This is a genomic window from Streptomyces sp. NPDC087300, from assembly GCF_044744425.1.
GTDB lineage: Bacteria > Actinomycetota > Actinomycetes > Streptomycetales > Streptomycetaceae > Streptomyces.
In genome coordinates, this window is sequence record NZ_JBIUYI010000001.1 from 708846 (window position 1) to 720924 (window position 12079).

Annotated in this window: 9 protein-coding genes; 6 read left to right on the forward strand and 3 right to left on the reverse strand. The window is 69.6% G+C overall.

The window, feature by feature from the left end:
* The first annotated feature begins 51 nt into the window (after nt 1-51).
* The 4 genes from ACIO9J_RS03010 (at nt 52) to ACIO9J_RS03025 (ending at nt 6456) form a co-directional block, all read left to right on the forward strand.
* A complete protein-coding gene (locus ACIO9J_RS03010; protein WP_401991533.1) occupies nt 52-1089 on the forward strand; it encodes a sulfotransferase family protein in 1038 nt (345 codons plus the stop codon).
* A 158-nt stretch (nt 1090-1247) separates the two neighbouring features.
* Nucleotides 1248-2381, forward strand: a complete 1134-nt coding sequence (locus tag ACIO9J_RS03015) for an alpha/beta hydrolase (RefSeq protein ID WP_401991536.1) — start codon at nt 1248-1250, stop codon at nt 2379-2381.
* 97 nt (nt 2382-2478) lie between these two features.
* The gene (locus ACIO9J_RS03020; protein WP_401991539.1) at nt 2479-3264 is read left to right on the forward strand and encodes an SAM-dependent methyltransferase; all 786 of its coding nucleotides are present in this window, start codon (nt 2479-2481) and stop codon (nt 3262-3264) included.
* Between the two features lie 168 nt (nt 3265-3432).
* Nucleotides 3433-6456 carry a family 16 glycoside hydrolase gene (locus ACIO9J_RS03025; protein WP_401993030.1) on the forward strand — a complete coding sequence of 1008 codons (3024 nt, stop codon included), beginning with the start codon at nt 3433-3435 and terminating at the stop codon, nt 6454-6456.
* A gap of 67 nt (nt 6457-6523) precedes the next feature.
* On the opposite strand, the gene ACIO9J_RS03030 is transcribed toward ACIO9J_RS03025, so the two are convergent.
* A complete protein-coding gene (locus tag ACIO9J_RS03030; RefSeq protein ID WP_401991542.1) occupies nt 6524-6964 on the reverse strand; it encodes an OsmC family protein in 441 nt (146 codons plus the stop codon).
* Between the two features lie 118 nt (nt 6965-7082).
* Here ACIO9J_RS03030 and ACIO9J_RS03035 point away from each other — a divergent pair, with 118 nt between their 5' ends.
* Nucleotides 7083-7883: an SAM-dependent methyltransferase gene (locus ACIO9J_RS03035; RefSeq protein WP_401991545.1), complete on the forward strand. Its 801-nt coding sequence runs from the start codon at nt 7083-7085 to the stop codon at nt 7881-7883.
* 50 nt (nt 7884-7933) lie between these two features.
* Here the strand turns inward: ACIO9J_RS03035 and ACIO9J_RS03040 are convergent, their stop codons facing one another.
* Both ACIO9J_RS03040 and ACIO9J_RS03045 read right to left on the reverse strand, forming a co-directional pair.
* The gene (locus ACIO9J_RS03040) at nt 7934-8728 is read right to left on the reverse strand and encodes an SAM-dependent methyltransferase (RefSeq protein ID WP_401991548.1); all 795 of its coding nucleotides are present in this window, start codon (nt 8726-8728) and stop codon (nt 7934-7936) included.
* On the reverse strand, nt 8725-10191 hold the full coding sequence (locus tag ACIO9J_RS03045; RefSeq protein WP_401991551.1) for an FAD-dependent oxidoreductase: 1467 nt from the start codon (nt 10189-10191) through the stop codon (nt 8725-8727). The genes ACIO9J_RS03040 and ACIO9J_RS03045 overlap by 4 nt, the downstream gene beginning before the upstream one ends.
* 433 nt (nt 10192-10624) lie before the next feature.
* Between ACIO9J_RS03045 and ACIO9J_RS03050 the strand changes: the two genes are divergently transcribed.
* Nucleotides 10625-12037: a family 2B encapsulin nanocompartment shell protein gene (locus ACIO9J_RS03050; RefSeq protein ID WP_401991553.1), complete on the forward strand. Its 1413-nt coding sequence runs from the start codon at nt 10625-10627 to the stop codon at nt 12035-12037.
* Nucleotides 12038-12079 lie beyond the last annotated feature (42 nt).

Consider the following 12079-nt stretch of genomic DNA (forward strand, 5'->3'; position numbering starts at 1 on the left):
GGTGCGGCAAGCCCCCGGAACACCCGACCACCCGCCACGTGCCCCCGGAGAGTGACCTTGCGCAGCCTGACCTTCGTCATCGGTACGGGCCGCAGCGGCTCCACCGCGCTGTCCCGCATCCTCAACACCCACCCCGACGTACTGAGCCTCAACGAGTACATGGCATCGGTCGGCGACGCGGCCTTCCCCCCGGGCCGGTTGTCGGGCGCGGAGTTCTGGCAGGCGCTGTTCCGGCCCACCCCGTACTTCGCGAGCATGCTCCGCAGCGGGCTCCTGATGCCCGAGTTCCTGTACCCGCTGCGCCCGGGGCGGTACGCGGCGGAGACCACCGGCGTTCCCGCGCTCTCCCTGATGGTGCTGCCCCACCTGACCGACGACCCCGACGCCTTGCTCGACGAGCTCAACGCGGTGGTCGTCGACTGGCCGGAACGCACCGCCGCGGAGCACCACGAGGCGCTCTTCGCGCTGCTCGGCGCGCGGTTCGGGCGCACCGCCGTCGTCGAGCGCTCCGGCTACTCGACGGGCTGGGCGCCGGGGCTGCGGGAGACCTTCCCGTACGCGAAGTTCGTGCATCTGCACCGGGACGGTCCCGACTGTGCGCTGTCCATGAGCCGTCACATCGGATACCGCACGATCACGTTGATCCGTGAGATCAAGGAACGCGCGGGCGTGGAGGACTTCGCCGATCTGACGGCCGAACATGTGAGTTCGCTGCCGCCGGAGCTCGCGCCCCTGCTCGCCGACAGTTTCGACCCCGCTCTCGTACGCGACCGGGACTTCCCGCTGCGCAGGTTCGGTGACCTGTGGTCCGAACTCGTCGTCGACGGGGCCCGGTTCATCGAATCCCTGCCCGCCGGACAGGGCACGATGCTCGGCTACGAGGACCTGCTCGACGGGCCCCGCGAGGAACTGACCCGCCTCGCCGCCTTCATCGGGGTCGAGCCCGTCCCCCGGTGGCTGGACGACGCGTGCGCCCAACTCGACGGCAGCAGAAGGGGATCCGCGGCCAGACAGTTGGCGCCCGCCGCGTTCGACGAACTCTCGGAGAGCTGCGCTCCTGGCACGCGAGCGCTGGCGGAGCGGGCCTGAGCCCGGCCGGGTAAACCAGCGCGGTAGCCAATGTCCAACCGCCGCTGTACGCGGTGGCGCGACGGCGGGGATAGCGTCAGGGCCCACCTGCGCGCGACCGGTCGGTCCCCCACTCGACGGCGCGGCACCTCCATGAGCGTCGAACCGATTGGGGAACCATGCGTCGGTCCGTATCCACCATCAAGTCCTGGCTGGCGGCCGCCACGTTGGGGGTCGGCCTTGCCTTCGTCGGGCTGACCGCGCCCACCGCTTCGGCGGCGGCCGCGGTCAGTTGTCCCGACATCGGGTCGGGAGACTCGAACGGCCTGGACATGCAGTACTGGAAGCCGTCCCCCGACGGCCTGGTCTGTGAGGCGGAGTTCACCTCGGCCGCCCTCTTCACCGCCCGCGGCCCTGGCGCGCCGCAGATCGACCCGGTGCGCAAACCGGTCCGGGTGCGCGTCCACCTGCCCGCCGACTACGACCCGTCGAGCAGATATCCGGTGCTCTACCTCCTGCACGGCGGGGCCGCCGACTACGAGCAGTGGTCCAGCGGCGGCGGTGACATCACCCGGAGCGTCAGGGAAGCCGGCTTCAAGGGCATCGTGGTGATGCCCGAGGGCGGCAAGGTCGGCTTCTACTCCGACTGGCCGGGCTACACGTACGGCAACTTCACACCGCAGTGGGAGACCTTCCACATCAAGCAGTTGGTTCCCTGGATCGACGCGCACTTCGCCACGTCCGGCAAGCGCGCCGTCGCGGGCATGTCCATGGGCGGGTTCGGCGCGCTGAAGTACGCGGCGCAGCACCCCGACGTGTTCAGCGCCGTGGGCTCCTTCTCCGGCGGCACGGACCTCCGTCGCGCCGACCACCAGTCGATCATCAACAGCGGCACCACCGTCTACGGGGCCCGCTTCTGGTGGCACGGCGCGGGCGCCGACGTCGGGAACTTCTGGAAGTACCTCTTCCCCGGCAACCCCAACGCGTCGCAGCGCACCGAACTCGTCTTCGGATCGCAGTCCACCTGGCCGAATCTCAACCCCGCCCAGGTCGCCGAGACGCGTCCCGCCGCCTACCGGTCGTACGGCGGCAAGATGGCCCTCTACAGCGGTCGCGCCGAGGACCCGTACGCCTGGAACAACGACTTCCACCAGATCCTGAAGCGTCAGAACGTCTCCCACCTGTACTGCTCGGGGCCCGACGGGCACGAGTTCAAGACCTGGACCCCGGCGCTGAAGCATTTCCTCACGTTCGCCTTCGGCACCGCGTCCACGACGTGCCCGGACAGCACGGGCTGGCGGCAGGAGCAGTGAGACACGTGGCCGCCCCGCACGGGCGGCCACGCACCGCGAAGTTCAGGCCAATGACATAATCGCCTGGCCCGCTGCCGCGCACACGCTGGAGTCACGCATGACGTCACAGTCCTCCGGAAGCCGTATCGATACCAGCAGGGCGCATCCGGCGCGCGTGTACGACTGGTTGCTCGGCGGCAAGGACAACTATCCGGTCGACCAGGAAGTGGCGGAGAAGCTGCCGCGGGAGGCCCGGCTCAACGCCATGCGCAACCGGGCCTTCATGCACCGGGCGGCGGCCTGGCTCGCGGGCAACGGGATCGATCAGTTCCTGGACGTCGGGACGGGCATCCCGACCGAGCCGAATCTGCACCAGATCGTGCAGGGCATCGTGCCGTCCGCGCGGATCGCCTACGCCGACAACGATCCCATCGTGCTGCGGCACGCGGAGGCGCTGCTCGTCAGCAGTCCCGAAGGCGCCACCGACTACATCGAGGCCGATGTGCGCAGGCCGGACGCGATCCTCGAACACGCCCGTGCGTTCCTGGACTTCTCGCGTCCCGTCGCGCTCTCGATGATCGCCCTGATGCACTTCATCACGGACGAGGAGAACCCCTACGCCCTGACGCGGACGCTGGTCGACGCGCTGCCCCCGGGCAGTTACCTGATGTTCTCGCACGGCACCACCGACGAGCACCCGCACCTGGTGAAGTCGGTGACGACCACGTACCGCAAGGGCGAGATCCCGCTGCGGATGCGGACGCGCGCGGAGGTCGAGCCGTTCTTCGAGGGGCTCGAACTGCTCGACCCGGGTCTGGTCACCGCGACCAAGTGGTACAAGGAATCGCCCGCGCCCGTCGAGGAGTTGAGCGGCTTCTACGTGGGCGTCGCGCGCGTTCCGTAGTCCGGCGCCGCACCCGGCCCACCTCAGTTCTTCCTTTCTGAGGACAAAGTATGGACGCGCTCCGGGGTCATCCCTACGCTGAGCGTCGCTTTGCCACAGAGATCTGCGTAACCCATGCCGGAATCCCGGAACCACGCAGGAGGAAGAGTGAAGCCACGTCCCAGGCCGATGTCAGGCCCGCCCCGCCGCAGAGGCCGAAGATCCACCGGGTCCACCGGAGTGCTTCTCGCCGCCCTCCTCTGCGGCGGGCTCCTCACGCCCGCCGGCGCCGCGTCCGCCGAGGGCGGTCCGAAACCCTTCGCCGATCTGCCGCCGCAGGAACCCGGCGTCACCTTACGGGTGTTCGACGTCCGGACCCCCCTCAAGAAGCTCTGCGACCTCAAGCCCGCGCAGACCCCCAACGTCGACAAGCTGATCCCGGCCGCCGACTGGAAGTCGACCGAGGGCTTCGGGTTCGACGACAACTTCGTCTCGCAGATCACCGGCAACCTGAACGTGCCCGCAGCCGGTTCGTACGACTTCCGGCTGATCAGCGACGACGGCTCGCGGCTCTTCCTCGGCGACCGGCGCGTCATCGACCACGACGGGCTGCACGGCGCCGAACCCAAGGACGGCTCGGTCACGCTGACCGCCGGCTACCAGCCGCTGCGCATCGACCACTTCGACGCTGGCGGCGACCAGCAGGTCACCCTCCAGTGGAAGCCGCCGGGGGCGGACGGGTTCAGCACCGTGCCCAACTCCGTGCTCAGCACGGACTCCGACGTCGTACGGGTCACGGCGCCGGGCCGCAAGGAGTGCGAGGGAACGCTCGACACCCCCGGCGACGGCCTGCCGCTCACCGACGTCAACCCCGGGTACGACCTGACCGACCTGCGCCCCAAGGGCTTCGAACCGCAGGTGACCGCGATGGACTGGCTGCCCGACGGGCGGCTCGCGATCTCCACCTGGGGCGGCAGCACGGAGACGAAGGGCGAGGTGTACCTCCTCGACCACGTCACCGGTGACACCGGGCCCGACAAGGTCACGTACGAGAAGATCGCCGACGGGCTCAAGGAGCCGATGGGCATCAAGTACGTGGACGGAAAGCTGTACGTGTCGGAGAAGCACCAGCTCACCGAGTTGAACGACACGAACGGTGACGACGTCGCCGACCAGAAGCGGAAGATCGCCGAGTGGCCGTACGGCGGCAACTTTCACGAGTTCGCCTTCGGACTGCTCTACGACAAGGGCGACTTCTATCTGAACCTCTCCGTCGCCATCAACTACGGCGGCGCCACCACCGATCCCCAGCCCGCGCCGAACCGCGGCACGACCATCAAGGTCAACAAGGCGACGGGGAAGGTGAGTTACCTGGCCGGTGGCCTGCGCACCCCGAACGGCATCGGGCGCGGTCCCGGCGGCGATCTGTTCGTGGCGGACAACCAGGGCGGCTGGCTGCCCGCGTCCAAGCTGGTGCACGTCAAACAGGACCGGTTCTTCAACCACCGCATGAACCCGCGAGGACCGTACGACGACGAGCCCGTCACCAAGCCGGCGCTCTGGCTGCCGCAGAACGAGATCGCCAACTCGCCCAGTACGCCGATGCGCTTGAAGAAGGGCCCGTTCGCCGGGCAGATGGTCTTCGGAGACGTCACGTACGGCGGGCTCCAGCGGGCCGATCTGGAGAAGGTCGGCGGCGAGTACCAGGGCGCGGTGTTCCGGCACACGCAAGGCCTGGAGTCGGGCATCACCCGAATCAGCGAGGGGCCCGACGGCGCGATCTACACCGGCGGACTCGGTGCCGACGGCAACTGGGGCCAGGCGGGCAAGCTCCGCTTCGGCCTCCAGAAACTGACGCCGAACGGCACGACGGCCTTCGACATCAAGACGATGCGCGCCACCCGCGACGGCTTCGAACTCACCTACACCAAGCCCCTGTCGGAGGAGACCGCGGCCAAGCTGACCAAGGGCGCGTACTCCGTCGAGCAGTGGCGCTATGTGCCGACGCCCGCCTACGGCGGTCCGAAGGTCGACGAGGAGTCGCTGCCGGTGGCGGCCGCGACGCTCTCCGAGGACCGCCGCAAGGTGCGGCTGACCATCCCCGGACTGAAGTCGGACCGGGTGGTGCACGTCCGTTCGCCCCGCCCGTTCTCGGCCGTAGGCGGCGAGCAGCTGTGGTCCACCGAGGCCTGGTACACGCTGAACGCCAAGCCGGGGCCGCCGGAGCCCGTGACCACGTATGACGCCGAGTCCGCCCGGCTCTCCGGCGGCGCGGGCATCGCCACCGAGCACGCCGGATTCACCGGCGGCGGGTTCGTGGACGGCTTCGGCGCGCAGGGCGCCAAGGCGTCCTTCGACGTCGTGGTCGACAAGAAGGGCGCGTACGACGTGGGCCTGCGCTACGCGAACGGCCCGCATCCGGCGCCCGGCACCAAGACGATCGGGGTCAGCGTCAACGGCGGCGCCGCGCGGCGGACGAGTCTGCCGTCCACCGACGAGTGGAAACGCTGGTCCACCAAGACCGAGCGGCTCGACCTGCGCAAGGGCCACAACACGATCACGTACGCGGTCGGGCCCGGCGACACCGGTCATGTGAACCTCGACGCGCTGGACGTCACCCGACCCGGTGCCCGGATCGACCTGTTCTCGGGCGGCAGCGTCTCGACCGCCTGGCAGCACTCCGACGGGCGCAGCGCCGAGTGGCCGCACACCGCGGAGAAGTCGATGGAGGTCTGCTGCGGCGATCTGCGCACCAAGCGGCACTTCGGCGACTTCAAGCTGCACGTCGAGTTCCGGGTGCCGAAGCTCCCGGACGACGTCACCGGGCAGGACCGCGGCAACAGCGGGGTCTACCTCCAGGAGCGGTACGAGGTGCAGATCCTGGACTCGTACGGCGTGGAGAAGCTCGCGAACAACGAGGCGGGGGCGATCTACCAGAAGAAGGCCGCCGACCTCAACGCGTCCACGGCGCCGGAGACCTGGCAGACGTACGACATCACCTTCCGCGCCGCGCGGTTCGACGGGGCGGGGAAGAAGACGTCGGACGCCAGGGTCACGGTGGTGTGGAACGGCCGGAAGGTCCACGACGACGTGGCCGTCGACGGGCCGACGGGCGCGGGCGACCCGGAGTCCGCCGCGGCCGGCGCGATCCGCCTCCAGGACCACGGCAACAAGGTCCGCTTCCGCGATGTGTGGGTGGAGCCGCTGTCCTGACCGACGCTTCCCGGCTCCGGCCGGTCCCCTGCCGACGGCGTGGCGTCCGTCGGCAGGGGTGCCCCGGTCATCGGGCGGCGAAGAGCGTGCTCCCGTCGGGTCCGCGCGCCTCGACGCGCGCCCCGTGTTCGACGGTGCGGCTGACCGTGCAGTACTTCTCGTGGGTCAGCCGGATGGCGCGCTCCAGCGTCTCCCCGGCCTTGTCCTCGCCCTCGGGCAGGTCGATCTCGTAGGCGACCCTGAGGACGCCGACGCGGCCTTCGTCCTCGGGCCTGGCCAACGAGTCCACGACGATGCGCAGCCCGTCGTGTTCGACGGTGCGGGCGATGCGGTCCACGACGAGCCCGCCACAGCCGCCGAGCGCGGCGAGGAGGAGTTCGACGGGGGTGAAGGAGGGCTGGGCGTCAGGATTGTCGGCGGCGGCGATCCGGACCTCGGCACCGCGGTCGTTGCGGGCGGTCCAGTCGCGTTCGCCGTTGCGTACGGTCTCGATACGGTAGTCGGCCATGCCGGAACGGTAACCAGGGGCGGGCCCGGCGCCGCGGAGGCCGGTCCGGCGCGTGTCAGGTGTTGGGTCGAGCACGATCTGACGTCCGTGTGATGACGTACCGCATGGGAGGACTGGCGTGAGGGAACAGGGATTCGGTGCCGACGAGATGGATACCGGCACCCCGCATTCAGCCCGTATCTACGACTACTTCCTCGGCGGCAAGGACCACTACCCTCCCGACCGGAAGGCCGGCGAGGACATCCGGGAGATCTTTCCGCACGTCAGGGAGACCGCCCGGTCGAACCGGGCGTTCATGCACCGGGCCTCGCGGTACATGGCGCTGGAAAGGATCGATCAGTTCCTGGACATCGGGACGGGAATCCCCACCGAGCCGAATCTCCACCAGGTCGTACAGGAGATCATTCCGAGCGCACGCGTCGTGTACGCGGACCGTGACCCGCTGGTCCTGCGGCATGCGCGGGCCCTGCTCGGCGGCACACCGCAGGGCCGCACCGAGTACCTCCACGCCGACCTCAAGAAGCCTCGCGAGATCCTCGCGTTCGCCCGGGAGCACCTGGATTTCCAGCGGCCCGTCGCGCTGTCGATCGTCTCCGTGCTCCAGTTCGTCTCAGGTCCCCACGACCCCTACCGCATCGTCGACGAGCTCGTCGCGTCCCTGGCCCCGGGGAGCTACCTCGTGCTGTCGCACGTCACGTCCGACTTCGAACCCGCCATCTGGGAGCGCATCGACGCGATCTATCGCCGGGGCCCCGACTCCGTGCGGGCGCGATCCCGCGAGGAGTTCGCCGCCTTCTTCCACGCACTCGACCTGTGCGAGCCGGGAATCACCGTCTCCACCCAGTGGCACCCCGTCCCCGGCACGGAGACCTGCCGGGAACAGATCCCGCTGTATGTCGGGGTCGCCCGCAAGCCGTGAGCCGGGGCGGGCGGGCCCCGGCCGGGGTCCGGGGTTCCCTGCGGGTGAGGTCAGGGAACCCGCGCCACGCCGACCCAGCCGGCTCGGACGGTAAGCGATCCGGGCATGGCCGCGTCGGGCTTCCACCGCGGCCACGGCACGAAGCCGGGGTCGGTCAGCTCCAGGCCGTCGAAGAGGCGGATGGTCTGCTCCGGCCCGCGCAGCACGTACGGAATGGCGCCGGAGTTGTTGTACTCCTCCTGCACGCTGCGGTGGAGTTCGTCATCGGCGTCGGCGTGGCTCAGCGCGGCGTAGCTGCCCGAAGGGAGACCGGCCGTCAGCCCGCGCACCAGCGTCAGGACGTCCTCCCAAGGCTCGATGTGGCCCAGCACATCGTTGATGACCAGGCCGATAGGCCGGGACATGTCCAAGGTCCTGGCCGCGCCCCGGAGGACGGTGGCGGTGTCGCGCATGTCCGCCAGCAGGTAGTCCGTGGCGCCTTCGGGCGTGCTGCGCAGCAGCGTGTCGACGTGCGACAGCACCAGCGGGTCGTGGTCCACGTAGACGACGCGGGCGTCGGGCACGACGCGCTGGGCGATCTCGTGGGTGTTGTTGGCCGTGGGCAGGCCCGCGCCCACATCGAGGAACTGCTTGATGCCCTGTCCGGTCATCCAGCCGACGGTGCGTCGCAGTACATCGCGTGACTCTCTGGCCATGGGGACGATCAGGGGGAACGTGTCCTTGTACGCGTCTCCTGCCGCCCGATCGGCCTCGTAATGGTCCTTTCCGCCCAGCCAGTAGTTCCAGACGCGTGCGCTGTGCGGAACCGAAGTGTCTATCCCGTCGATGTGAGCCGGTTCGCTCATTTCGATGACTTCGATGAGAGCGCGCGTCCCAGGACCCTTGCCAGCACCCGTGGCCGGAACAGCAGCGTCGGCGGGGCCGTCATGTTGAGTACGCGGACGAAGCGCGCCCAGACGTCCGTGTCGTGCACCGCGAGTGCGAAGACGTGCCGGTTGTACCAGTGGGCGAAGCGGGCGGAGAGCGGCTGGCCTTCGGGGGACCACATGAGGTCGGAGCTGGTGGCCATGGTCCAGGGGACCTGGATGACCTGGGCCGCACCGCGCAGGTAGGTGCGGCTGAGGCCGTCGAGCCCTGATCCGTCGGCCCTGCGCCGCCGCAACAGCCCGTCGAGCAGTTGCGCTTCGAGCGCCGCGACCGTCAGCCCCTGTCCGTACACCGGGTTGAAGACGCAGAGCGCGTCGCCGACCGCGATCAGGCGTTCGGGCCAGCGGGTGTTCTTGTGGTGCAGGCGCCACTCGTCGCCGGGGTTGGTGTAACGGTGGATCTCCCCCTGCCGGGTGCCGCGCTTGATCTGTTCGGCGAGGCGCGGGTTGCCGAGGCTCTGCGCGAAGTCGAGGTAGCCGTCGTCGTCGGTGGGCGGCACATGGGCGTCGACGCCGAACAGCGAGCACATCCAGCGGTGCCGTTCCACCGCGAGGATCACCCCGCCGCGCGGCACCCCGGGCGCGAAGGCCATCTGGTAGGCGACGTCAAAATCCTGCCGGTCCCCCGGCGGGCGTTCGTAGCACGCGGAGGTGTAGGTGATCTTCGCTTTGATCAGGGACTTGGCGGACACCGGGAGCCGCGCGTCCCGGAGCCAGCCGTCGACCTTCGTGGCTCGGCCGGAGGCGTCGACGACCAGGTCGGCGGTGACCTCTGTGGCCTCGGCGGCAGTGGCATCGGCGGCTTGGGTGGCTTCCGTGGCCTGGGTGACTTCCGTGGCTTCGGTAGTTTCGCCGCTCTCCGTCGCCCCTTCATCCGCGCCGACCGTCCGGTAGCGGACCCGGTCGAGCCTGCCGGGGGCGCTCGACGTCACCGTCTCGCAGCGGGTCGCCGCGAGCAGGCGTACGGAGGGCAGCGCCAACACCCGCTGGCGCAGGCGGCGTTCGAGCTCGTCCCGGGTGAAGGTCTGCACGGAGACACCGACCGTGGCGGACGGCGCATAGCCGGTCGGCAGCAGGAAGTTGATCCGCTCGCCGTAGTCGAAGACGGGCGCACCCAGCTCCGCGAGTTCGGCGCGGAGGCCGGGGAAGAGGCCCTCGAGGGCGTCGCCTCCCCGGGCCAGCAGCGCGTGGGCGTGGTAGCCCTGCGGAACGTGCGGGTGCACCCCGGTGCCGGAGTCGACCGGGTCGCGCTCCAGGAGGAGCACCTCGGTGAAGTGGTCGGCGAGGACTCTCGCCGTGACGAGCCCCGCGTAACCGCCGCCGATGACGACGGCCCGGCCCCAGCGGGTGCCGGGGGACGAACTGTGCTGGATCTTGGCCATGACCGGTCCCGTTCCTCCGCGTTCGGCTCCCCGCCGCTACAGCGTGCGCCACGGAGTATCGCCCCTGCCGTTCCGTGGCTCGACCGGGTTCTGTCGCGTTTGTGACGGCGCGCCGCGCGGTCCGTCGCGCCCCGTACACCCGTCGTCGCGCCGCGTACACCGGCAGGTGACCGTGTGAGGCCGCCCCCGCCCGCCCATTCCGCCCCGACCGCGCCGCCCGTCAACGGCTGAATCCCGTCGGTACCCGGGCAAACATCGCGGAGTCGCGATCATCGTATCGAGTTAATGTCACCCGTTTTCCTGGGCTTCGAGGGTGGCTCGGCCACTAGTGTCCCCCTGGATCTGGACGGATTCCCGCTCGGATGCCCCTTTTCTTTCCGTTGACCCATAACACACATATACGCGCACGCCCTGAGCAAGGAGAGCTCGCCCGATGACTGTTGACTCGAGCCCGGAAGCGCGACTGGAACCTCCCCGGCAATCCAGCCTGGGCACGGCGGCGGCCCGCAACCTCGCCACCACCACCAAATCCGCCCCGCAGATGCAGGAGATCACCTCTCGCTGGCTGCTGCGGATGCTCCCCTGGGTGGAGACCAAGGGCGGCGCGTACCGGGTGAACCGCCGGCTGTCGTACACCGTCGGCGACGGGACCGTGGAGTTCGTCCAGGACGGTGCCACGGTCCGGGTGATCCCGCGTGAGCTCGGTGAACTGGCCCTGCTGCGCGGCTTCGACGACGTGGACGTCCTCACCGCCATCGCGGACCGGTGCGTGCAGCGCGACTTCCGCGCCGGTGAGACGCTGGTCGAGCGCGGCGCGCCCGCGGACCAGCTCCATCTGATCGCCCACGGCCGCATCAGCCAGAAGTCCGTGGGCGGTTACGGCGACGAGGTCGACCTGGACGTACTCGCCGACGGCGACCAGTTCGGCGAGCACACGCTCCTCGACGAGGACGCCCGGTGGGAGCAGACCGCCACCGCGGAGACCTCGGGCACCCTGCTCACCCTGTCGCGCGCCGACTTCGCCGCCGTACGGTCCACGGCCCCGGGCCTGCGCGAGCACCTCGAGGAGTTCGCCGCACGCTCCCAGCGCCGGCAGAACCACCGGGGCGAGGCGGAGATCGCGATGTCCGCGGGCCACACCGGCGAGCACGCGCTGCCCGGCGCGTTCGTCGACTACGAGCTCAAGCCGCGCGAGTACGAGCTCTCGGTCGCGCAGACCATCCTGCGGATCCACACCAGGGTCGCCGATCTCTACAACGGGCCGATGAACCAGACCAAGGAGCAACTCAGGCTCACCATCGAGGCGTTGCGCGAGCGCCAGGAGCACGAGCTGGTCAACAACAGGGAGTTCGGCCTGCTGCACAACGCCGACTTCAAGCAGCGGCTCCAGCCGCACTCGGGGCCGCCCACGCCGGACGACCTGGACGAGCTGCTCTGCCGGCGCCGCGGCTCCAAGTTCTTCCTCGCGCACCCCAAGACGATCGCGGCGATCGGCCGCGAGTTCAACGCGCGCGGGATCTACCCGGACCACGTCGACCTCGGTGGCCAGCAGGTCCCCGCCTGGCGTGGCGTACCGATTCTGCCGTGCGGCAAGATCCCGATCACGGAGGAGAAGACCAGCTCGATCCTCTGCATGCGTACCGGCGAGGAGAACCAAGGCGTCATCGGTCTCCACCAGACCGGCCTCCCCGACGAGTACGAGCCGGGGCTCTCGGTCCGCTTCATGGGCCTCAACGAGCAGGCGATCACCTCCTACCTCGTCAGCACCTACTACTCCGCCGCCATCCTCGTGCCGGACGCGGTCGGCGTGCTGGAGAACGTGCAGATCGCCCGCTGGCCCAGGTAGCGGATGGCCGCCGCCCAACTCCCCCACGGTGCCGAGGAGCCA

Bases quoted from the DNA above. Each gene is read 5' to 3' on its own strand.
- ACIO9J_RS03015 (WP_401991536.1), top strand. From the start codon at position 1,248: ATGCGTCGGTCCGTATCCACCATCAAGTCCTGGCTGGCGGCCGCCACG.
- ACIO9J_RS03020 (WP_401991539.1), top strand. From the start codon at position 2,479: ATGACGTCACAGTCCTCCGGAAGCCGTATCGATACCAGCAGGGCGCAT.
- ACIO9J_RS03025 (WP_401993030.1), top strand. From the start codon at position 3,433: ATGTCAGGCCCGCCCCGCCGCAGAGGCCGAAGATCCACCGGGTCCACC.
- ACIO9J_RS03030 (WP_401991542.1), bottom strand. From the start codon at position 6,964: ATGGCCGACTACCGTATCGAGACCGTACGCAACGGCGAACGCGACTGG.
- ACIO9J_RS03040 (WP_401991548.1), bottom strand. From the start codon at position 8,728: ATGAGCGAACCGGCTCACATCGACGGGATAGACACTTCGGTTCCGCAC.
- ACIO9J_RS03045 (WP_401991551.1), bottom strand. From the start codon at position 10,191: ATGGCCAAGATCCAGCACAGTTCGTCCCCCGGCACCCGCTGGGGCCGG.
- ACIO9J_RS03050 (WP_401991553.1), top strand. From the start codon at position 10,625: ATGACTGTTGACTCGAGCCCGGAAGCGCGACTGGAACCTCCCCGGCAA.